This window comes from Bacteroides sp. DH3716P, from assembly GCF_025914115.1.
In the GTDB taxonomy this organism is placed as follows: domain Bacteria; phylum Bacteroidota; class Bacteroidia; order Bacteroidales; family Bacteroidaceae; genus Bacteroides; species Bacteroides ovatus.
In genome coordinates, this window is sequence record NZ_CP083673.1 from 4,712,922 (window position 1) to 4,735,167 (window position 22,246).

18 protein-coding genes are annotated in these 22,246 nt (G+C 42.3%); 4 read left to right on the plus strand and 14 right to left on the minus strand.

All coding sequences use genetic code 11. The features are described 5' to 3' along the window. Positions 1-6: 6 nt before the first annotated feature. The 4 genes from KQP79_RS17705 to KQP79_RS17720 form a co-directional block, all read right to left on the minus strand. Positions 7-1,353, minus strand: coding sequence for a hypothetical protein (locus KQP79_RS17705; protein ID WP_032849257.1), 1,347 nt, complete (start codon positions 1,351-1,353; stop codon positions 7-9). A 14-nt stretch (positions 1,354-1,367) separates the two neighbouring features. Further along, positions 1,368-2,051, minus strand: coding sequence for a DUF4476 domain-containing protein (locus KQP79_RS17710; RefSeq protein ID WP_004306992.1), 684 nt, complete (start codon positions 2,049-2,051; stop codon positions 1,368-1,370). A 26-nt stretch (positions 2,052-2,077) separates the two neighbouring features. Next, entirely contained in the window at positions 2,078-2,749 is a 672-nt protein-coding gene (locus tag KQP79_RS17715) for a DUF4476 domain-containing protein (protein WP_008774592.1), read from the minus strand. 115 nt (positions 2,750-2,864) lie between these two features. Continuing rightward, positions 2,865-3,704 (minus strand): S1 RNA-binding domain-containing protein, encoded by an 840-nt coding sequence (locus tag KQP79_RS17720; RefSeq protein ID WP_004311957.1) that lies wholly within the window; start codon positions 3,702-3,704, stop codon positions 2,865-2,867. 185 nt (positions 3,705-3,889) lie between these two features. Here KQP79_RS17720 and KQP79_RS17725 point away from each other — a divergent pair, with 185 nt between their 5' ends. Next, positions 3,890-4,891, plus strand: coding sequence for a malate dehydrogenase (locus KQP79_RS17725; protein ID WP_004296217.1), 1,002 nt, complete (start codon positions 3,890-3,892; stop codon positions 4,889-4,891). A gap of 289 nt (positions 4,892-5,180) precedes the next feature. Here KQP79_RS17725 and KQP79_RS17730 read toward each other — a convergent pair whose 3' ends face one another. From KQP79_RS17730 to rpoN, 8 genes are all read right to left on the minus strand, one after another. After that, a complete protein-coding gene (locus KQP79_RS17730; protein ID WP_004296218.1) occupies positions 5,181-5,603 on the minus strand; it encodes a Fur family transcriptional regulator in 423 nt (140 codons plus the stop codon). Between the two features lie 7 nt (positions 5,604-5,610). Next, positions 5,611-7,557 (minus strand): heavy metal translocating P-type ATPase, encoded by a 1,947-nt coding sequence (locus KQP79_RS17735; RefSeq protein ID WP_004311956.1) that lies wholly within the window; start codon positions 7,555-7,557, stop codon positions 5,611-5,613. A 66-nt stretch (positions 7,558-7,623) separates the two neighbouring features. Next, positions 7,624-8,259 carry a porin family protein gene (locus KQP79_RS17740; protein ID WP_004306987.1) on the minus strand — a complete coding sequence of 212 codons (636 nt, stop codon included), beginning with the start codon at positions 8,257-8,259 and terminating at the stop codon, positions 7,624-7,626. 1,780 nt (positions 8,260-10,039) lie between these two features. Beyond that, positions 10,040-11,881 carry a 4-hydroxy-3-methylbut-2-en-1-yl diphosphate synthase gene (locus KQP79_RS17745; protein ID WP_008774594.1) on the minus strand — a complete coding sequence of 614 codons (1,842 nt, stop codon included), beginning with the start codon at positions 11,879-11,881 and terminating at the stop codon, positions 10,040-10,042. Next, entirely contained in the window at positions 11,881-12,390 is a 510-nt protein-coding gene (gene purE, locus KQP79_RS17750) for a 5-(carboxyamino)imidazole ribonucleotide mutase (protein WP_061448185.1), read from the minus strand. The genes KQP79_RS17745 and purE overlap by 1 nt, the downstream gene beginning before the upstream one ends. A 91-nt stretch (positions 12,391-12,481) precedes the next feature. After that, on the minus strand, positions 12,482-12,862 hold the full coding sequence (gene gcvH / locus KQP79_RS17755; RefSeq protein ID WP_061448186.1) for a glycine cleavage system protein GcvH: 381 nt from the start codon (positions 12,860-12,862) through the stop codon (positions 12,482-12,484). Between the two features lie 29 nt (positions 12,863-12,891). Continuing rightward, entirely contained in the window at positions 12,892-13,563 is a 672-nt protein-coding gene (locus tag KQP79_RS17760; RefSeq protein WP_004296233.1) for a phosphatase PAP2 family protein, read from the minus strand. Positions 13,564-13,627: 64 nt separating this feature from the next. Then, entirely contained in the window at positions 13,628-15,115 is a 1,488-nt protein-coding gene (rpoN, locus tag KQP79_RS17765; RefSeq protein ID WP_004296234.1) for an RNA polymerase factor sigma-54, read from the minus strand. 139 nt (positions 15,116-15,254) lie between these two features. Between rpoN and KQP79_RS17770 the strand changes: the two genes are divergently transcribed. After that, the gene (locus tag KQP79_RS17770; RefSeq protein WP_004311953.1) at positions 15,255-16,628 is read left to right on the plus strand and encodes an aminopeptidase P family protein; all 1,374 of its coding nucleotides are present in this window, start codon (positions 15,255-15,257) and stop codon (positions 16,626-16,628) included. Between the two features lie 218 nt (positions 16,629-16,846). Next, the gene (locus KQP79_RS17775; RefSeq protein WP_061448190.1) at positions 16,847-18,157 is read left to right on the plus strand and encodes an acetylxylan esterase; all 1,311 of its coding nucleotides are present in this window, start codon (positions 16,847-16,849) and stop codon (positions 18,155-18,157) included. Positions 18,158-18,161: 4 nt separating this feature from the next. On the opposite strand, the gene KQP79_RS17780 is transcribed toward KQP79_RS17775, so the two are convergent. Both KQP79_RS17780 and KQP79_RS17785 read right to left on the minus strand, forming a co-directional pair. Continuing rightward, complete coding sequence (locus KQP79_RS17780) at positions 18,162-18,563, minus strand: hypothetical protein (RefSeq protein ID WP_004306977.1); 402 nt, start codon at positions 18,561-18,563, stop codon at positions 18,162-18,164. Between the two features lie 217 nt (positions 18,564-18,780). Next, complete coding sequence (locus KQP79_RS17785) at positions 18,781-20,454, minus strand: nucleoside kinase (protein WP_004296239.1); 1,674 nt, start codon at positions 20,452-20,454, stop codon at positions 18,781-18,783. A gap of 82 nt (positions 20,455-20,536) precedes the next feature. On the opposite strand from KQP79_RS17785, the gene KQP79_RS17790 reads away from it, so the two are divergent. Continuing rightward, entirely contained in the window at positions 20,537-22,234 is a 1,698-nt protein-coding gene (locus KQP79_RS17790; protein WP_004296240.1) for a Na/Pi cotransporter family protein, read from the plus strand. Positions 22,235-22,246 lie beyond the last annotated feature (12 nt).

Here is a 22,246-nt window from a genome sequence, read left to right on the forward strand (position 1 = left end):
AATAGGTTATCTTCTTGAACTGCTGCTGTTTCTTTCAGAGGAACGGGAAGAACTTTGAGTGCTATTGCTTCTCGTACTTCCGGAAGAAGAGCGTCTTTCTGTTTGTCCACTAGAAACATTGCTCCGGGTAGAGCTACCGCCGCTTCGAGTAGAGCTCGAGCTACCGCTACTCCGGTTAGAAGTGGTACTGCTGCTACGACTAGTAGTACTACCGCTACTGCGACTGGAGCTACTACGACTGGAACTACCGCGACTGGAACCGGAAGAGCTATTATTTCTCTCGGAACTGTTATTTCTATTATAGGAACCACTATCGTTTCGTTTACTTGAACTTTCTCTCGAACTGCTACTTGTTTTTCCACTTTCACGATTGGAGGAACTGGAACCAGTTGAACTTCCGCTTGTTGGTCTGCGATTAGAGCTTGAAGAACCGGAACCTGTTTCCGGACGACGACCAGAATTACGATCACTTTCTACTCTATTCGTATTCCCATTTTTATCAGGAGCAACATTGTTACCAGGTCTCCCACTTCCGGACGGTGTAGATGGTCTGACAGAAGTCGAAGGCCGATCTCCTCCAGATTCCGGACGGGGACGTGTTGACGTACCAGGTCTTGTTGTCGTTCCGGGACGAGTAGAAGTATCAGGACGAGTAGAGGTACTTGGGCGAGACGTACCAGGACGCGTTGTCGATGAACCCGGACGGGAAGAATTACCCGGACGTGTCGGTGCATTATGCGGACGAGTGGAAGTATTCGGACGGAACCGGACAGAACCGAAATCCGAACGACGATAAGAGTGGAATACTCGCTGATCTCTCACCCGATGCGGTGCAGAATAATGGTTGAAATTAGTATATCTGCCCCGATAATAACTCACATGGTGAAAGTGTGGACGATAATGTGCTCCACAATAAGTACGGTAATGGTAAGGCACACCAAAATAAAACAAACTGCGATTCGGGTAATTAACATAAACCCTGAAACTCCATTTCCCTCCGGTTACATAGATTGGCCGATAGAAATACTCGGCACCGAGGAACCGGCGATACTGTGCATCACTCAATACCCAGCGAAGATCGTCGTTACGGATATCCAACGCTTCATAATAATCATCCAATGCCCATTCGTAACCACGTGCTACGTAATCCATGATATTACGGACAGAATAAATAAAGTCGTAATTAATTTCATACGCATCATTATATTGCTGTGTACTCAAGCTCAATTCATATGCCATCTTATCGGTAAGAAAACGCGTCTCCTTACGTACCTTGCTAGTGCTCATTCCAGCCATTACGGTCATATTGGCAGTCAGACCGACAGCAAAGAGTAAAAACAGTATTCGTTTCATAATTCAATCTCCTATCATTTATTATTCTGATGATATTCCTCAATAAACTTACGCATCTCATCTTTATATGCATTAGAAAATAAAATATCGATCACCTTATTAAAATTTCTTTTATCCCTTACATAAGGATACAGCTTCTTCATCATCTCCACCTGGTCAGGAGTATACGAAATCTCCTTCACTATTTTCACACATTGATTTGAAGTGACATCATACGTTCTCAACATCCGATCGACAAGCTTCTTCTGGTCTTCATTCATAACCGTTATTTTGAGCTTATTGATAAATTCATCAAACTCCGGATCAGTCATCAAACGAGCTTCTTCCACTTGTTCATGATTAGGAAAGACTTCAACGGTAGTGTTCACAGCAGGCGGTACTACAACGGAATGCATCGGTGCAGGTCTGCCATAACCTTTGAACGTATCCATACTAACCACCTCTCTATTTACAAACTGAACGATTATCGTCACAGGTTCCGAAGTAAGTACAGGCGTACCGTTATCACGATGGAATTCCCATTCTTCCATATCACCGTCAAAACGCCGGAAATCAGGTTTTCCTAAAACGGACTCTACCTGCGATTGAGTCATTCCCTGATATATACCCATCATCTGTTTGGTAGATACATAGCTGGTAAAACAGCCACTGACCAATATTCCCAATGCCAAACACAGCATAATATGTATCTTTTTCATAACCGTATCGTTTTTAGTTAATAGTATCAACGTTTACCGTACCCTATGATAAAATCCTTCATCTTTTCCTTACTGGAGCCAAATGTCAGGGTATTAATCACCGTAAAGAAAGCTTCCTTATCTACAATCCGGGGATACATGATCTTCATAATCTCCATCCGGTCATCATCGAATGTATATAGTTTGGTCAGTTGGAGACATTGGGCAGATGTGAAATCAGAACCAGCCAATGCAGCATTGAGCAACTTCATACGGTCATCTTTAAAAGGCTCATTCTTCATCTCTTTATAAAACGTTTGGAAGAGCTGATCGTTCATCACCCTGTTGTAACCATATCCCGGACGATGTTCTCCCTGTTCGGGACGGCTGGGTCTTTCCGGGCGCATGTTATCACGTCCGTCTACCCATATTTCTGTCACTCCTCTCCCATCAAAATAAACGAGATCTTTATATAATTTTTCTCCTTTCCATACTCGCTCTCCCGCACGGGTAAAGCGGGTGGCAAACACTTCAACAGTATAATGTCCGGGATTTAAATTGGCTATAAAGCAGGTAGTAGTAGGTAAACATATCTGGTTCCCTCCCAGGTAAACAAGAATCGGAGTATTCCCGCCATCGATACGGATTCCGTTAACAGACTGCGCTTGTAAGGAGAGGGCAGCGAACAGGATGCAGAAACTTATTATAATCTTACGCATAGCTTATCTAGTTTTTATTATTTATATCTTTAATCTGATAGCACAAAAATAGGGTGAGGAAACTCCCCACCCCAATGATTCTCTCTATTCGTATGTAGGGAAATCCCTATTCTGTTTAGGAATCCGCCAAAGCAATGCCATCCTCATGCAAGGTAATCAGACGTTTCTTATACAAGTCGCCCACTCCTTTCTTAAAGGTTTTCTTGCTAACACCAAACGTGTCATAAATATCTTCCGCAGGACTTTTATCATTCAAGTTGATCCGTCCTCCATGCGCTTTGATATAGTCGAGCAGCGTTTTCGAAAAATCGTCAATCTTTTCAAAACCGGGTTTCTGAAGAATCAGGTCTACCTTACCATCTTCACGCACCTGTTTCACAAAAGCTTTCATCTCCATTCCTGTTTCCAACGGACAGAATATTTCATTTTCATACAGCAAACCGCTATACTTATTATCTATAATCGCTTTAAAGCCCAAATCCGTCTTCTGCCAGATAAGGATATTCACTTCTGCTTCCGGAGTATATTCCGGCTTTTCTTTCAACAGATAACGTTCCACCTTTGCTGAAGCCACAATACGATAACTCTCTTCATCCAAATGCGCATGGACCACATATTTCCGCCCAACCTGCATTTTCATCTTCTGCTCACTGAACGGAACGAACAGGTCTTTCATCAATCCCCAGTTCAGGAAAGCTCCGTATTGATTCACCCAGGAGACTTCCAGACAGGCAAACTGACCTACCTGCACCAACGGAGTCAGCGTCGTAGCAATCAGTCTTTCATCCATATCCAGATAAAGAAACACGTTCAAAAAATCTCCTATCTTACAGTCTTCGGGCACATAGCGGGTAGGCAACAAAATCTCACCTTCTTCCCCACCATCGAGATATACGCCGAAATCTACTTCTTTCACGACTTCAAGCTGATTGAACTTTCCTAATTCGATGCTCATATTCTTATCTATTTATTGTAATAAGACACAAAGATAATCTATTTTGAATAGATCTCTCAAACAGTCAGCCATAACTTTTCGTTATCGGGCAAAACTATTTGCAATGAACAATCTGCTTTCTAATATGTTAACTTTGTAGCGACAAAAAGAAAAAGTAAATTATTCACCTTTAAACATATAAACTTATGGAATTTCTAACCAACGAGAAACTTACGATTGTAGGAGCTGCCGGAATGATCGGCTCCAATATGGCACAAACAGCCATGATGATGAGACTCACTCCGAATATTTGCCTGTATGATCCATTTGCCCCGGCTCTGGAAGGAGTAGCTGAAGAATTGTATCACTGCGGTTTTGAAGGTGTCAACCTTACATTTACTTCCGATATCAAAGAAGCGCTGACAGGAGCTTCTTACATTGTCTCTTCCGGTGGAGCTGCCCGTAAAGCAGGTATGACCCGCGAAGATTTGCTGAAGGGAAATGCAGAAATTGCCGCTCAATTCGGTAAAGATGTTCATCAATATTGCCCAAACGTAAAACATATCGTTGTGATCTTTAATCCTGCAGACATCACCGGATTGATTACTTTGTTGTATTCAGGTTTGAAACCCTCTCAAGTTTCTACACTGGCTGCCTTGGACAGCACCCGTCTGCAAAACGAACTGGTGAAATTCTTCCATATCCCGGCTTCCGACATTCAGAATTGCCGTACGTATGGTGGTCATGGCGAACAAATGGCTGTATTCGCATCTACAACCAAAATAAAAGGAGAGCCTTTGACCGATTTCATCGGCACTACCCGTCTTCCATTGGCAGATTGGGAAGCACTGAAAGTACGTGTCATCCAGGGTGGTAAGCATATTATCGACCTGCGCGGTCGTTCTTCTTTCCAAAGCCCGGCTTATCTTTCTATCGAAATGATTGCCGCTGCTATGGGTGGACAACCTTTCCGCTGGCCTGCCGGAACGTATGTTTCTAACAGTAAGTTCGACCATATCATGATGGCGATGGAAACTTCAATAACTAAAGACGGCGTCACTTATAAAGAAGTAGCCGGAACTCCTGCCGAACAGGAAGAATTGGAAAAAAGCTACGAGCATTTATGCAAACTTCGTGATGAAGTGATTGAAATGGGGATCATCCCAGCTATTAAAGACTGGCACGCATTGAATCCCAATATTGACTAATCAAACAATATTAGCAAAAAGCCGAAAAAGAGAAAATACATCTCTTTTTCGGCTTTTATTCCAATTACTTACATATCACATATACCCCCCACTTAGTCTATAAATCTTTCAAGACTCCAATTCAAATGACTATGCAAAGTTGGGGATAATTCGTCAATTAAAAAAATAGACAAAATGGGGAAAGTACCTAAACTGAAGTTACAGGTACTCAAAGTGCGAAATATAGTGATTATCCTATCCAAATTAGTGAATGGAATAAAACTGCGCATCGAAGTTTATAAAATATCTGTCATTTTTGAGAAGTACATTCGGAACAAACTCCTTTTAGTACATAGTTTATACTATGCAAAGTAAATCCTTTAGGCAAATCAATCACCGGGATATGTGTACCTTCCAGGCAGAATGTACGATGACATTTCTCACAATAAAAATGCGAATGTAAATCCTGTACCACACAATTGCAGGAGTTGTCGCAAACGGCATACTTCAACGAGCCGCTCCCATCGTCTATGCTATGTATGAGGTGATGAGACAAGAAGAGAGCGATGGTACGGGATATAGTCGATTTATCGACTGTATCGAGCAGTGTTTCCAAATCGAGCAATGACACCGCACGCTCTGCCTGCATCATCGCTTTTATCACCAGAAGCCTTATGGCAGTTGGCTTGATACCTCTTCTATCCAACTTATCCAAATAAATATCTTCTTCCATCTTTCTCCTATTTTATCATTTTCTGTATTCTGACAGCATTCATAATGGCAAGTAGCGCAACACCCACATCTGCAAAGACAGCTTCCCAAAGAGTAGCAATTCCACCGGCTCCCAAAATCAATACAAGTAATTTCACTCCAAATGCCAGTGATACATTCTGCCAAATAATTCTTCGTGTCAGTTTTCCTACTTTGATAGCTTCGGCTACCTTCGACGGCTGGTCTGTCTGTATCACGACATCGGCTGTTTCAATAGCCGCATCACTACCCAGTCCTCCCATAGCAATGCCAACATGACTTAGAGCGAGCACCGGTGCATCGTTCATTCCATCACCGACAAATGCGATCCGGTTTGCCTCATCCTGCCGCAGCTCTTCCAGATGATTCACTTTTCCTTCCGGCAACAGGTCACCATAAGCTTTCGATATACCGAGCTTTTCTGCAAAGTTAGTAACAATACTCTGTTTATCACCGGATAGTATCTGGATGTTTTCAATATTTAAAGCTTTTAAATTGTCAATAGCTACCTTTGCGTCCTCTTTCAGGGCATCAGCCAGCAGCAGATAACCTGCATAACGGTTTCCAACAGCACAGACCACGATGGTATCCGTTATTTCCAGCAGTTCTTTTGGATAGGATATATCAAACTTAGACAGTAACCGGCAATTACCGACCAGAACCATAGCCCCGTCTATCGTTGCTTCCAAACCATAGCCGGCAAATTCTTTTGTACCGGTAACAGCTACACATTCAATGTTTTGTTCTTTCGCATAATTCACAACAGCCTTGGCAATCGGATGAGTACTATCACTTTCTACCGAAGCAACCAGTTTCACTAATTCTTCTTCCGAAACCTCGCCTGCACTTTTACAGGCCTGTACTTCAAAGGTTCCTTTTGTCAGGGTTCCAGTTTTATCGAATACCACTGTATTGATCTTAGTGATAGCATCCAGATAATTACCACCCTTGAATAAAATTCCCAACCGGGATGCCGCTCCAATTCCCCCAAAGTAGCCCAACGGAATACTAACCACCAACGCACAGGGACACGAAATCACCAGAAAGACCAAAGCTCTGTATAGCCAATCATTAAATGCAAATACAAATGGAGGATTAATAAGTGAATAAACAAATGGACACAAAACAATTAACACTGCAAGCGCTATAACAATAGGTGTATAAATGCGCGCAAACTTACGAATAAACAATTCAGCCGGAGCCTTACGTTCGGAAGCATTCTGAACAAGCTCCAATATTCGGGCAAGTGCACTCTTATCAAAAGGTCTCGTTACCTCGAGCCGGATAACCTTATCGGTTACAATCATTCCGGCAAGTACTTCTTCACCTTTCCGAATATTACGAGGAACGCTTTCACCTGTTAATGCGGCTGTATTGAAGGCAGCCACTTCATTCTGCATAGTTCCATCCAATGGCACCCGTTCGCCTGCCTTTATTTCTATGATTTCACCGACTTTTATCTTTTTAGGGCTTTCAATAACAAGATTGCCTTCCCGGAGCACTAATGCTTTCTCGGGTCTTACATCCAATAAGGCTCCAATATTACGTTTGGCTTTATCTACCGCTTTATCCTGAAACAGTTCTCCTACTGTATAGAATAACATCACGGCTACTCCTTCCGGATATTCACCAATATAGAAAGCTCCCAAAGTAGCTATAATCATTAGAGTGAACTCACTGAAATAGTCTTTTTCCCTGATACTTTCCCAGGCTTCTTTCATCACTGGAATTCCTACCGGAAGATAGGCCACGATATACCATATCAAGGCAACAGATCCTTCACGGAAGAATGCTAAATCGAGAGCATTCATAATTATTCCACTTGTCAGAAGCAGGAGAGAGAATATCACTTTCCCATATTCATGGAATACCGAAACCTTTGCATCAACCTTTTTTTCTGCTGCGCATGAATGAGCGCCACAACTACAATGTCCCATAACTTTCATCATTTAGTTGATGCAAAGGTAGCAAATGATTTATGCAACAAAGTTGCAAAACCGGTTTTAGAACATATATCCCAACGAGATCATCAGGTTTCTGTTCTTCATTCCTACTTCTTTGATTACCTCAACAAGTCCGAAATCATAGCTTATGGCAACTTGATATTTCTTACTGAACTCAACCCCGGCTTTTAGTCCAAGACCGAAGTCGAATCGTTTTAGACCATCGTCTCCAAATATATCTTCGGACATCGAGTTACCTCCTAATTCCGCAATATCTGCAATATCACCGTCCACTTTCAATTTTGCTTTTCCAAACAGCCCAACAGCCATATAAGGACCTACACTACCAAATAATGAAAAATCATCATTGACGGCATATTTATACCCGACACGTACCGGCACTTCCAGATAGTATGGATTAAATTTTATGCTCGCAAGTGATCCTCCATCAATTTTAGCACCTTTCAATGTAAGCAATGCAGCGAAGTCCATATAGGCACCACTACCATTCGCATCCTGCGACAATCCCAACTCTGCTTTAACACCTGCGTGAAAACCTATCCTGCTATCAAAACCTGTAATGGTGTATTTACTAACATTCATACCTGCCATCACACCCCATTTCAGATTGTCTTGAGCATTGATACTCACCGCACTTATCGCTACCAAAGCGAATAATAATAAGGCCTTTTTCATACGAATAAATAATTTAATTATTGTTTAGAAATTATGTGAGGCAAAAATAACAATAATTCGCATAACTCCGAGAGATTTAGTAAAAATATAAAAAATAAACGATATGAATCTTATGAGGTATAGTCATAGCAAAAGAACCGGACTATTTCAAACGATTTTACGAGATATAGAACAAAAACACTCTGTACAGAGAAAAAACAAAGAATGAAAGACTGTATAACTTAATTAATTGTTATCTTTGCACAATCAGTCGTAGCACGACTGTATTGTTTGTTTTAAGAAAAAAAGCGTTTAGCTGATTTCTGTGCCAGTGAAAAGTCCAAATAAAATCAACGCACATGAAACAGATAAATGCTCCTTGCAATATGCGGGGAGTGTTTCCTGTTTGTGCGTTAGGGCTTGGACTCCCTCACTGGCGGATAGGCAAATGCTCTCCGCTTTTTTTGTGCCTATAAATTTGCAATAGATACAAACGACAAATTAGTAATAATCACAAAGGCAAGTCAATTCGGGTGGAGCGGCCCCCGAACGACTACAGAGTCGAAAACGTAACATTTAGATGTTACTACTTGCCTTTGAAAATATAAGAAACAGAGGCTAGCTACACCTGCAAGGGGAACAAATGGATTCATCCAGGAGTTCCCCTCTATTTTTGTGAAGATGTGTACTATTGGAAAGACAGATATTAGATCTACATATAAATTTGATGATTCTTATTGTCAACCAAAGCTTTTCCCAAATAGTATAATGATTATCATCGGTTTACATGCTGACAATAAGCCATGACAATAGGCTGACAATAAAAAATTATAACTTCTATTGTCAGCCTGTTCTTTAATCCCTTTGGAGCAAGATTATAAGATTCGTTCCAATGTGTCGATATACTCTGACTTAATTCCCAGCTTGATCCATGTTATAAACTACTGAAGACTATCATTGTTTACAGTAACAATATCATCGGCATAAGGAACACATACGCTTTATAAAATGAATACGCCCTTATTAAATGAATGCTACATAGCCGGTATCTTTCACTTACCAAGCAGGTATTGTTCCATTAAAGTGTCGGTGTTGTTAACTCCCCACGGCCGTGACGAGATCTTCCCACGGCCGTGGTAGGAATTCGTCACGGCTGTGGGAAGAAGTTACCACGGCCGTGGAGAACTAAAGATACCGGTGCTTTAGTGGAACAATACTGATACCCTAGAGGAACTATACTGGCGTGTTAGCGGAACTATATAGGTATATTAATGAAAAGATATCACTTTGGAAAGCTGTTATAAAAATGCGGCATTACTTCGAAACATGTTCATAAAGCTTTTGTTTATCAGGTTATTAAAAGGATCATAAGAGATAAAAATAAGGCTGACAGTAAAAGTAGATATATTTTATTATCAGCCTATTATCAGCATCTATTGTCAGGTGATATAGTATTGATATTCACATACTTAAATACCATTCTGACAGTTTGACAATAAAACAGGTACAAATCAATAGAAACGATCATAAAGTTTTTAATAGGGAAGAAGAACTAAAGGAATTAAAACGAATTCAGCAATCGGCATTTGAGTCGAAGAAGGAAAAATTTGTTGATAGAAGAATTTGGAAAAATTATGGAACCTACTTTTCTATTTTAAGCGCAATTGCGGAGGTAAAAATACAGCAACACCAGGAGAAAAAAACGTAGGTGACTATCTGAAACAGTACTTAGTCAGGCACGGATTACAGATTTTCTATGAGCTTAGTACCCCATCACCTGTATTCCGTGCCCAATATAATATCATTGTTGGTTTTCTTCCCGGTCTGTCCGGATAAACTCCAGAAGTCGTTCTACCGCTTCTTCTTCAGGAATATTTTTCTCTACGCACACCTTGCCTTTATAGAGACTGATTTTCCCCCGTCCTGCTCCTACATAGCCGTAGTCTGCATCTGCCATCTCACCGGGACCATTTACGATGCATCCCATGATGCCGATCTTCAGCCCTTTCAAATGTGAAGTGGCTGCCTTGATACGGGCAATAGTCTTTTCCAAGTCGTAAAGTGTACGGCCGCAACCGGGACAAGATATATATTCTGTTTTGGAGGTGCGGGTACGTCCGGCCTGCAAGATTCCGAAAGCAGTAGCATCAACGACGGCATGGCTCAAGTTACCCTGATTGAACAGGAAGATGCCATCACAAAGACCGTCAAAAATCAAGGCTCCCATATCGGCTGCGGACTTTATCTGCAAATTCTCCGCATCATCTTCCGAATAATGCTGGAAGAAGACAACCGGATTTTGTAAACCTTCCGTCATTAGTTGATGTACCAATGCACGGTGCTCACCCAAACGGTTCGGATGATTGCTTTGGGAAACAATCACTACCTCCGGATGATGTTTCAGACAGGCTATCACTTCATCCGTTTGTGCCATGTAGGGCATAAACAGGAATTTAAGTTCTGCATTGCATTCTCCCATTAAAGGCAGCTGTGCATGATTGAATGCAGGCCAGGTTCCGTCTTCTCCCTGCCATACATCCGCATCAAGAATATATTCTACTCCGTCTTCCCGTTGATCGGGCAAGGTTCTTCCGGCGTAAATATAGTCCGGTGTGAATTGCGGGTTTACCTCTGTCTTCCCGTCCATGCGGTCGGCAATAACCACAGGTACATGTTCACCTCCGATATTACGGACGGCTTTTGTCTTGCGACGTTCGGGAGACAGATAATTGAATTCCGGTGCTTCCAATCCCGGGATATAAGGATGATCCTGCCTCAACAGAACATAATCCACCAGTTTACGAGCCACCGGGATTTCAGCTTCAGGAGCTTCGCTCAAAGATACCCGAATAGTATCTCCCAATCCGTCACTCAACAGCGCACCGATGCCAAGGGCGGACTTGATACGTCCGTCTTCTCCATCTCCGGCTTCTGTCACCCCGAGGTGTAATGGGAAAGCCATCCCTTCTTTTTCCATGACGTCTACCAACAGGCGGACAGTTTTTACCATGACCACCGTATTAGAAGCCTTGATGGAAATCACCACATCCGTGAAGTTTTCCTCTACACAGATACGGAGAAACTCCATGCAGGACTCTACCATTCCTGCGGGGGTATCGCCATAACGGGACATGATACGATCGGACAGAGAGCCATGATTTACTCCAATCCGGATAGCCGTGTGATTCTCTTTACAGATATTCAGGAACGGGACAAACCGGTCATGGATTTTCTGTATTTCCTGCGCATACTCCTCGTCTGTATATTCCAGTTTTTTAAAAGTACGCGCAGCATCTACATAATTTCCCGGATTGATTCGCACCTTTTCTGCGTATTGAGCAGCCACGTCTGCCACTTTCGGATTGAAATGCACATCGGCAACCAACGGAACCATATATCCCTGGCTACGCAGTCCGATATTAATGTTCATCAAGTTTTCGGCTTCTTTGATGCCCTGGGTTGTGAGGCGGACATACTCTCCACCTGCATCAACAATACGTTTCGCCTGTTCCACACAAGCCTGTGTATCCTGCGTAGACGTGTTTGTCATCGACTGGACACGAATAGAATTGGGGCCGCCCAACGGCACAGCCCCAATATTTACTTCTGTGGTTTCTCTTCGAAAATAATTGAATAGATCCATTAGTTCGTTTTATATTCAAACTTCACTTCTTTCAGTTCTTCGTTTGCTTTTACGATTTTCTTTTTCAGTCCTTCCTTGTAAGCAGCAAAAGCTTCTGCCAGTTTCTCATCGCTCAATGCCAGCATCTGGATGGCAAGGATAGCGGCATTCATCGCTCCGTTGATGGCAACCGTTGCTACAGGAATGCCCGAAGGCATCTGAATGATAGAATAAAGTGCGTCCACACCATCGAGCACGGAACCTTTTACAGGTACTCCGATTACCGGCAATGTAGTGTTAGCCGCAATTACACCGGGAAGGGCGGCAGCCATTCCGGCAGCAGCGATAATTACTTTAATGCCACGGTTGTGGGCATTCTTCGCAAACTCTTCCACAGCTTCGGGCGTGCGGTGAGCAGAAAGAGCGTTCATTTCGAACGGTACATGCATATCATTCAGCAGCTGTGCAGCCTTCTCCATAACAGGAAGGTCGGACGTGCTGCCCATGATAATACTTACAATTGGAGTCATAGAATAAAAATTAAAAGCCTCTTCACAGCCCTTTCACGAAGAGAGGGGGTTCAGCTACATTCAACTTATATTAGTTATATTTCTGTTTGCACTATCCGTTTACCACGGCTTTATACGCTTCGGCATCCAGTAGATCTTCCACCGCTTTTACATCCGCCGGCTTCACTTTAATCAACCAACCTTCGCCATAGGGAGCTTTATTTACCAGTTCCGGGTTTTCTTCCAATGCTTCATTTTGTTCGAGCACCTCACCTGCTATCGGCAGGAAAAGGTCGGAAATAGTTTTCACTACTTCAATCGTTCCGAAAGTTTCACCGGCTTCCAACGTTTCACCAACAGTCGGGATATCTACGAACACAATGTCGCCCAATTGTTCCTGTGCATAATCGGTGATACCAACGTATGCAATGTCTCCGTCAACGCGAATCCATTCGTGTTCGTTCGTGTACTTCAAATTCTGTGGAAAGTTCATAATGATTAGTTTTTAGGATTTATACTGTTTTAAAATAAAAATACTCGAAATAAGATGTTACTCACCGGATGAAGTACCAAAAGGGCACATATCAGACCGACAGCAAAACCGGAAAGCACTTCACCCAGCGTGTGATGTCCCAGAACAATGCGTGCAGAGCCCAATATACCGGCAATCAAAATAAACAGGCATAGCCATCCGACCGGATTGTAACCGAACAAGGCACTGAAAGAAATCAAGCCTCCGATCACCCCGCCCATTCCTGCCATGTGTTCGCTCAACTTCCATTTCAGGTTTACTGCAATGCAAATGATAGACACTACCAGGGAAGCAAGAATGATACCAGTCATATACCACGGGATATTCAACCTACGCATCATCAGCAGGCAGAACACATACGAGATGATGGTCAGCAGAATAGGTACATAACGCTTCTTACGTTCACTCAACTCCTGACGGGCAAACCCATTGATTTTACGAAACAAGAAAATTGTAATAGTAGGTGTCAGTATGGTGAAGCAGTAAACGATTCCCAACACTATCAACTTATATTGTATCGGCATGATACGAAGATAAGAAAACAGGAATAACACCAGAAACGATAAAAACGGAATAGAAAATGGAGTAAAGACCATCGAAGTGACTCTCGCCACCTGCAACATCGTCTTATCCGCTATGATATGTTCTCTCTCTCTGTCCACTCTTCTTTGATTACTAGTTACTAATTACAAATTACAATTCTCATTCTTCATTGTTAATTATCCATTATTTTCGCAGTCTCGCCACGGGGATATTCAGTTGTTGACGGTATTTGGCTACTGTCCTGCGGGCAATGGGATAACCTTTCTCCTTTAATATATCCGCCAATTCATCATCGGTCAGGGGTTTCTTCTTGTCCTCGCCTTCAATACACTCTTTCAGGATTTTACGAATCTCACGGACAGACATCTCTTCGCCATCTTCTGTGGTATATCCGTCGCTGAAAAAGTATTTGAGCGGATAGATACCGTAATTCGTCTGTACATATTTACTGTTACTCACACGGGAGATTGTCGAAATATCCAATCCCGTACGTTCCGCCACGTCTTTCAGAATCATAGGTTTCAATAGCGATTCATCTCCTTCCAAGAAGAAAGGACGTTGCAGGTCGATAATCGCCTGCATGGTAACCATCAAGGTATTCTGACGCTGACGGACAGCATCGATAAATCCTTGTGCCGCATCCATTTTCTGTTTCAGAAACATCATCGCTTCTTTAGATTCCTTAGACTGGTTAGCCCTGTTTTTTGTATGCTCCTCCACCATTTCCGTGAAGTCACGACTCATACGGAGTTCGGGAACATTGCGGTTATTGAGACTTACATTGATGGTTCCGTCATCATACGTTTCCACAATAAAGTCAGGAACTATTTGTTGGAGATTTCTGCCAATTGCTTCTCCTAAAGAAGCACCCGGACGTGGATTCAGTTTGGTTATTTCAGTAATGGTTTCCTGGAAAGTCTCTTCATCAATATCCAGTTTCTTTATAATCTTCTCCCAATGTTTACGGGTGAATTCTTCGTAACATTCTCTGATAATCCTTTCTTCCAGATTCAAGATAGGACTGGGAGTTTTCTCTTCTTCTTTTTTCCGGCGAATCTGTATCAACAGACATTCCTGAAGACTACGCGCACCGATACCTGCTGGATCGAAGTCCTGTAAGATGTTCAATGCTTCTTCCAGTTCTTCCTCGGTCGATTCGATACCGGCATAAATCGCCAGTTCGTCGCAGATACTTTCCAAAGATTTGCGAAGCAATCCGTCATCATCCAATGAACCGATCAGGTATTCCACCAAGTCACACTGGTGCTCTGTCAGGTTGCGTTCACGCAACTGTTCTTTCAGGATTTCATAAAAAGAGGTGGAGTCGGAAAATGGAATATCCTCCGCTTGTTCATCTTTCGAACGGTTGTTCTCTTGCAATTTATAATCGGGAATATCGTCTTCTGTCAGATAGTCACTCAAAGAATCATAGTCATTGGCATCGCTATCCATGCCATCCTCTGCATTCTCGGTATCGGAATATTCATTATCCGTAGCATTCTCTTCTTTACCTTCTTCAAGTGCCGGATTTTCAAGCAGTTCAGCATGGATACGGTCTTCCAACTCTACTGCGGGAAGCTCCAACAGTTTCACGACCAGAATCTGCTGGGGCGAGAGCGTCTGTACCTGCTGTTGCGCCTGAGATTGTATTTGACGGGAACCTTGTGCCATATTCGTTTTTGCTTTCTACTGTTTCTCGCTACAAAAGTAACTTTTTAACGAGAGATTACACAGATTAGGGAGATAATTTTTAATCCTATAACACAAAATTCGTTATCTTTGTTGCACGAACTTAAAAACTAGGACAAATATGTTTGCCAAAGAAACGTATATGCAGCGGAGAGCCCTGCTAAAAAAGAACTTAGGCTCCGGAGTGTTGTTATTTCTCGGAAATGACGAGTGCGGACTGAATTACGAAGATAACACATTCCGTTATCGTCAGGATTCCACTTTCCTTTATTATTTCGGACTTTCATGTGCCGGACTTTCGGCTATTATCGATATAGATGAAGACAAAGAAATTATCTTTGGTGATGAGTTGTCTATCGACGCAATCGTATGGATGGGATCACAGCCGACGTTGCACGAAAAATGCGAACGTGTAGGCGTAAAAAATCTGATGCCGTCTGCTGACATTGTAAGCGACCTCCATCAGTGTGTACAGAAAGGGAAAGCAATTCACTATCTGCCTCCTTACCGCCCTGAACATAAACTGAAACTGATGGACTGGCTGGGTATTCCTCCCGCACATCAGGAAGGTTCTGTTCCATTCATCCGTGCCGTGATCGCTCAACGCAACTATAAATCTGCAGAAGAAATCGTAGAAATAGAAAAGGCTTGCGATGTAACTGCCGATATGCATATTACAGCTATGAAAGTACTTCGTCCGGGTATGTACGAATATGAAGTGGTAGCTGAAATGAACCGGGTGGCCGAATCTAATAACTGCCAGCTATCATTCGCTACAATTGCCACTATCAACGGGCAGACTCTGCACAATCATTATCACGGAAATAAAGTGAAGCCGGGTGATTTGTTCTTAATCGATGCCGGTGCAGAAGTAGAGTCAGGTTATGCGGGTGATATGTCGTCTACCATTCCTGCCGATAAGAAGTTCACCACCCGTCAGCGTGAAGTATACGAGATTCAGAACGCCATGCATCTGGAATCCGTAAAGGCTCTCCGTCCGGGTATTCCTTATATGGACGTATACGAACTGTCAGCCCGCGTCATGGTGGACGGTATGAAGACGCTCGGATTGATGAAAGGAAATACCGAGGATGCTGTACGCGAAGGTGCCCATGCGTTGTTCTATCCGCACGGACTAGGTCACATGATGGGATTGGATGTACATGATATGGAGAATCTGGGAGAGATATGGGTAGGTTACAACGGTCAACCGAAGAGCACACAGTTCGGTCGCAAATCGCAACGCCTCGCTATTCCATTGGAACCGGGTTTTGTACACACGGTAGAACCGGGTATTTATTTTATTCCGGAACTGATCGACATGTGGAAAGCAGAAAAGAAATTTACCGATTTTATCAACTACGAGATAGTGGAGACTTATAAGGACTTCGGTGGTATCCGCAATGAGGAAGATTATCTGATTACAGAAACCGGTGCCCGCCGATTAGGCAAGAAGATTCCTTTGACACCGGAAGAGGTGGAAGCTTTAAGATAAAAAGCCTCATCAAAATAAAAGAAGAACCTTTCTTCTATTCAAAATCAATAGCGGAAGCTTTTCATCCGGATGAAAAACTTCCGCTATTTTTGTCAAAGTACCAAATAGTCCATCTAAAATCACATTTTTTCTACCCTTCTTTTCCCGAATCTTGCGTAATATTGCAACAGAATTAAAATAATTCACTTTTTAATGATATAAAAACAATGAATAACACCATGAAGAGACTACTTTTATCTGTATGGCTATTGTCACTTTCCTTACTGTCCGCCGTAGCTGAAAACTATCCTTATAAAAGCGATGTGCTTTGGGTCACCGTACCCAATCATGCCGACTGGCTTTATAAAACCGGAGAAAAAGCAACTGTAGAAGTACAATTCTATAAATACGGCATCCCCAGGGATAATGTAACCGTCACTTATGAAATTGGCGGTGATATGATGCCTGTTGCCGATACAAAAGGAAGTATAACTTTAAAGAATGGCAGGGGGGTGATTCCTGTGGGCACAATGAAAGAGCCGGGATTCCGCGACTGCCGCCTGAAAGCAACCGTAGATGGAAAGACCTATTCACATCATATCAAAGTAGGATTTTCACCGGAGAAACTTCGCCCATATACAACCATGCCTTCCGATTTCAAGGAATTTTGGGAAAAGGCTAAAGCGGAACAAAAGGAGTTTCCCCTAACGTATACCAAAGAACATGTCGAAAAATATTCCACTGATAAAATAGACTGTTATCTCGTAAAATTGCAACTGAACAAACGTGGACAATGCGTCTACGGATATTTATTCTATCCGAAAAAAGAAGGAAAGTTCCCGGTTGTCTTATGCCCTCCGGGAGCAGGAATCAAAACCATCAAAGAACCTCTACGCCATAAATATTATGCGGAACAAGGATGCATCCGTTTTGAATTCGAGATACACGGCCTCAACCCGGAAATGAGTGAAGAAGAATTCAAAGAAATCAGCAACGCTTTCAATGGCAGAGAAAACGGCTACCTGACCAATGGGCTCGACAGTCGTGATAATTATTATATGAAACGGGTATATCTGGCCTGTGTGCGTGGCATCGACTTTTTAACATCCCTACCGGAATGGGATGGCAAAAATGTAATTGCACAAGGAGGTAGCCAGGGAGGCGCCCTGGCGTTGATCGCTGCCGGACTGGATGAACGGGTGACAGCCTGTGTCGCCAATCATCCAGCATTAAGCGATATGGCAGGCTATAAAGCCGGACGTGCCGGTGGCTATCCTCATTTCTTTAGAAATTCGGTGGATATGGATACCCCCGAAAAAATAAAGACAATGGCCTATTATGATGTAGTGAACTTTGCTAAATTGATAAAAGCAGACACCTATATAACATGGGGATTCAATGATGACACCTGTCCTCCGACAACCAGCTACATCGTATACAATGTACTAAACTGTCCGAAAGAAGCACTGATTACTCCCATTAATGAGCATTGGACTTCCAACGATACCGAGTATGGACATCTGCTTTGGATAAAGAAGCATTTAAAGTGAAGTTTTAATCATTCCATCTGGATGCGGGCAATTCTTTTTTCCCGTAACCTTTTTTCCAGGCATACGCTTTCCTCTTCCTGAGATAAAGCGTATCGCCGCAATGTTTCATCGCCTCCCAATTAAAGATAGAATGGTGACAGATGATCTTTTCAAACCAATAAAGTATGTGATAAGTCACGAATGGTAACACCATCCACCACCATGAAAACAGTAACGATAAAATAAGTGCTGGTATCAGGGTTAAAGAAAAACATTCCCAATACTGTCTGGCATGAATTCGGAGTTCCATATCTTCCCAGACTTCCAGATATTTATAGCGGGTAAAGAAAAACCAGCCTAACATAAAATAGTGCTTCTTCCCTTTTCCTAAGAACCACTTTGCTAAAAGACTATTATAAAAAATCATATTCACATTTTTTTTGTTGCATGTAGTCCCTTCTTAACAGCAAAAGTAATTAAAGGTTCAATATTTTAAAGTTTTGCATAACAACCATAACATTCTTTCCCTAAATATCACTCAAATATTGTTTATTTTTGTGTTCCCTTGCTTCACTACAACAAAAGGTTTATTTGTATTTTCTGCAAAGGAAACACAATTCACGAATATATCCTAATTTTTCTGCTTAATATTTAAAGCTGCTTCCTCCTAAAAATTCACGCAACAAAGAAGTAGGCGGAATTTCTTTATCCTGTACCGGAACAAAATATTTGATAAACTTCAACAATCGGTAGGCTTCACAATATTCAGGACAGTTACGCGGAACACCCATCAGAATAGGCTCAGCGTGTAAACGAAGTACGGCAAACTCAAAAAGTAGCGCTGAATTAAACATGACATCAGCATTTTCCTGATAAGGGAATATCCATTTGTCTTCACCGGCACGTACACTAGGCCAGCGTGATATGGTTTCACGTGCAGAATATCCCCGATAATTAAAGTCGCGGATGATGCGACGCAACAAACGGTTGTCAGTAGTTGGAATCCAGTTATGGTCATCCAACGAAATAGTAGTCAATGCTGAAACATAAATCTTGAATTTCCGTTCGGCTGGTATATGCGGTGTCAGTTCCGGATTTAAGGCATGAATACCTTCCAGAATCAGAATTGTATTATCTTCTATTTTCAGTTTATCACCTTTATATTCCTTTTTGCCAAGAGAGAAATTAAAACGTGGCAATTCCACCTCCTCGCCACGAAGAAGCGCCTGCAGCTGTTGATTAAACAATTCCAGATCGAGCGCATAAAGTGATTCATAATCATAGTTTCCGTTTTCATCCAAAGGGGTTTCTTCACGGTCTACGAAATAATTATCCAAAGAGATCGGGAATGGCTTCAAGCCATTTGTCATCAGCTGAATAGAAAGCCGTTTGCTGAATGTTGTCTTTCCCGAAGAAGACGGGCCGGCAATCAATACCAGTTTTACCCGGTTACCGTTCTCGCCACGATGGAAGATAGTATCGGCTATCTGCGCTATCTTTTTCTCCTGCAATGCTTCCGCCACATTAATCAAGTCAGTGGCATGTCCTTCTTCACAGGCAAGATTAAAATCTCCGGCATTATTAAGCCCCATGATATAACTCCAATTCAGATATTCCTTAAAAACATCCAGCATCTTCTCCTGCTTCACAACTTCTTCGAGCATACTTGGGTTTTCACGACTCGGAATCCGGAGTAGCAACCCATCATAATACTTCACGATATCGAACAATTTAAGATATCCGGTGCTGGGAAGCAGATTACCATAATAATAATCAATTGTATCACCCAATGTATAATAATAGGTATAAAGAGAACCGGAAGTTTCAAGTAATCTCACTTTATCATTCATCCCCCGCTCGCTGAAAACCCGTACCGCTTCCGCCGTATGACATTCAATGCGGTGATAAGGAATATTTTCCGCAATGATCTCCTGCATCCGTTGCTTGATACGCGTCACATCTTCGAGTTCAATGGGGCGTCCAATCCGCAAATTGCAGAAATAACCTTTTGAAACAGGATGTTCCACAAACAATTTTCCCTCGGGAAAGAGTTCCGTGACAGCCTTAAACAAGACAAAACAAAGCGAACGGACATAAGTACGCATACCGGACTGATCTCTCACATCCAGAAACTCTACATCCTTATTATTATATACTCTGAAATTAAGTCCCTCGGAGCGATTATTGACCTTGGCACTCACTACTTGATAAGGAAAATTAAGATTAAAACCGTAATAAATATCCAAAAGTGAGCTTCCGATAGGGAATTCTTTGGAATTATTGTTATTTTTGCAACATATTTGTAACATCTGTTTCATCGAGTTCGTTAAAAGGTGAATAATTTGGGACTAATATACTTATAATCAGATTGAGAACAAATAACCATTAAAAATATTATAGATGGAATATTCTTTTTATGATTTTTTAAAGCTCATAGGCTCATTGGGACTCTTCCTCTACGGAATGAAAATCATGAGCGAGGGCTTACAAAAGGTCGCGGGTGATAGATTGCGAAGTATTCTAACGGCAATGACCACCAACCGGGTAACGGGAGTTCTAACAGGAGTGTTGATTACAGCCCTTATCCAGTCTTCTTCAGCAACGACGGTGATGGTCGTTAGTTTCGTGAATGCCGGGTTACTTACACTTGCCGAATCCATCAGCGTTATTATGGGTGCCAACATCGGTACTACTGTAACTGCTTGGATCATTTCAATTTTCGGATTTAAGGTCGATATGGCTGCTTTCGCTCTTCCCCTCTTAGCCATTGCCCTCCCGCTCATCTTTTCTGGAAAAAGCAACCGCAAGTCCATCGGTGAATTCATTTTTGGTTTTTCTTTCCTTTTCATGGGGCTCTCTTATCTGAAAGCAAACGCCCCCGACCTGAATGCCAATCCGGAAATGCTTGCCTTCGTACAGAACTACACGGATATGGGATTCTTTTCCATTATTCTGTTCTTGCTCATCGGTACAATATTGACCATGATTGTGCAAGCCTCTGCAGCTACCATGGCAATCACATTAATTATGTGTGCCAACGGCTGGATCAGCCTGGAACTGGGAGCAGCACTCGTATTGGGAGAAAACATCGGAACGACTATCACGGCCAATCTTGCCGCACTTACAGCCAACACACAGGCTAAGCGGGCAGCATTGGCCCATTTTGTTTTTAACGTGTTTGGGGTCATTTGGGTATTGATTGTCTTCCATCCTTTCATGGATCTAGTAAACTGGGTAGTAGACACCTTCTTTCAAAGCAGTAATCCAGAGGTTGCTATTTCCTACAAGCTATCTGCTTTCCACTCTATCTTCAATATCTGTAACGTATGTATCTTGATATGGGCTGTAAAACTGATTGAACGTACCGTATGCGCTTTAATCCACCCCAAAGAAGAGGACGAAGAACCTCGCCTGCGGTTTATCACTGGTGGTATGCTTTCCACTGCTGAACTTTCCATCCTTCAGGCACGTAAGGAAATCCATCTTTTCGCAGAACGTACCCACCGGATGTTTGGCATGGTGCAGGATCTGTTGCATACGGAAAAGGATGACGATTTCAATAAGCTGTTCAGCCGGATAGAGAAATATGAAAATATCAGCGACAATATGGAACTTGAAATAGCCAACTACCTGAATCAGGTATCCGAAGGCCGTTTGAGTTCTGAAAGTAAGTTACAGATACGCGCCATGTTGCGTGAAGTGACAGAAATTGAAAGTATTGGCGACAGCTGCTATAATCTGGCACGTACCATCAACCGGAAACGTCAGACTAATCAAGACTTTACCGAGAAACAATATGAGCATATTCATTTCATGATGAAGCTGACTAACGATGCACTTGCCCAAATGATTGTGGTAGTAGAAAAACCGGAGCATCAGAGCATTGACATCAACAAATCCTTCAACATTGAAAACGAAATTAATAATTATCGTAATCAACTGAAGAATCAGAATATTCTGGATGTGAACAACAAAGAATATGATTATCAGATGGGAGTTTACTACATGGATATTATCGCCGAGTGCGAGAAACTTGGCGACTACGTAGTGAATGTAGTAGAAGCCAGCAGTGATGTGAAAGAGAAAAGAGCTTCTTAACAGATAAAATAA

Bases quoted from the DNA above. Each gene is read 5' to 3' on its own strand.
- KQP79_RS17705 (WP_032849257.1), bottom strand. From the start codon at position 1,353: ATGAAACGAATACTGTTTTTACTCTTTGCTGTCGGTCTGACTGCCAAT.
- KQP79_RS17710 (WP_004306992.1), bottom strand. From the start codon at position 2,051: ATGAAAAAGATACATATTATGCTGTGTTTGGCATTGGGAATATTGGTC.
- KQP79_RS17715 (WP_008774592.1), bottom strand. From the start codon at position 2,749: ATGCGTAAGATTATAATAAGTTTCTGCATCCTGTTCGCTGCCCTCTCC.
- KQP79_RS17720 (WP_004311957.1), bottom strand. From the start codon at position 3,704: ATGAGCATCGAATTAGGAAAGTTCAATCAGCTTGAAGTCGTGAAAGAA.
- KQP79_RS17725 (WP_004296217.1), top strand. From the start codon at position 3,890: ATGGAATTTCTAACCAACGAGAAACTTACGATTGTAGGAGCTGCCGGA.
- KQP79_RS17730 (WP_004296218.1), bottom strand. From the start codon at position 5,603: ATGGAAGAAGATATTTATTTGGATAAGTTGGATAGAAGAGGTATCAAG.
- KQP79_RS17735 (WP_004311956.1), bottom strand. From the start codon at position 7,557: ATGGGACATTGTAGTTGTGGCGCTCATTCATGCGCAGCAGAAAAAAAG.
- KQP79_RS17740 (WP_004306987.1), bottom strand. From the start codon at position 8,259: ATGAAAAAGGCCTTATTATTATTCGCTTTGGTAGCGATAAGTGCGGTG.
- KQP79_RS17745 (WP_008774594.1), bottom strand. From the start codon at position 11,881: ATGGATCTATTCAATTATTTTCGAAGAGAAACCACAGAAGTAAATATT.
- purE (WP_061448185.1), bottom strand. From the start codon at position 12,390: ATGACTCCAATTGTAAGTATTATCATGGGCAGCACGTCCGACCTTCCT.
- gcvH (WP_061448186.1), bottom strand. From the start codon at position 12,862: ATGAACTTTCCACAGAATTTGAAGTACACGAACGAACACGAATGGATT.
- rpoN (WP_004296234.1), bottom strand. From the start codon at position 15,115: ATGGCACAAGGTTCCCGTCAAATACAATCTCAGGCGCAACAGCAGGTA.
- KQP79_RS17770 (WP_004311953.1), top strand. From the start codon at position 15,255: ATGTTTGCCAAAGAAACGTATATGCAGCGGAGAGCCCTGCTAAAAAAG.
- KQP79_RS17775 (WP_061448190.1), top strand. From the start codon at position 16,847: ATGAAGAGACTACTTTTATCTGTATGGCTATTGTCACTTTCCTTACTG.
- KQP79_RS17780 (WP_004306977.1), bottom strand. From the start codon at position 18,563: ATGATTTTTTATAATAGTCTTTTAGCAAAGTGGTTCTTAGGAAAAGGG.
- KQP79_RS17785 (WP_004296239.1), bottom strand. From the start codon at position 20,454: ATGAAACAGATGTTACAAATATGTTGCAAAAATAACAATAATTCCAAA.
- KQP79_RS17790 (WP_004296240.1), top strand. From the start codon at position 20,537: ATGGAATATTCTTTTTATGATTTTTTAAAGCTCATAGGCTCATTGGGA.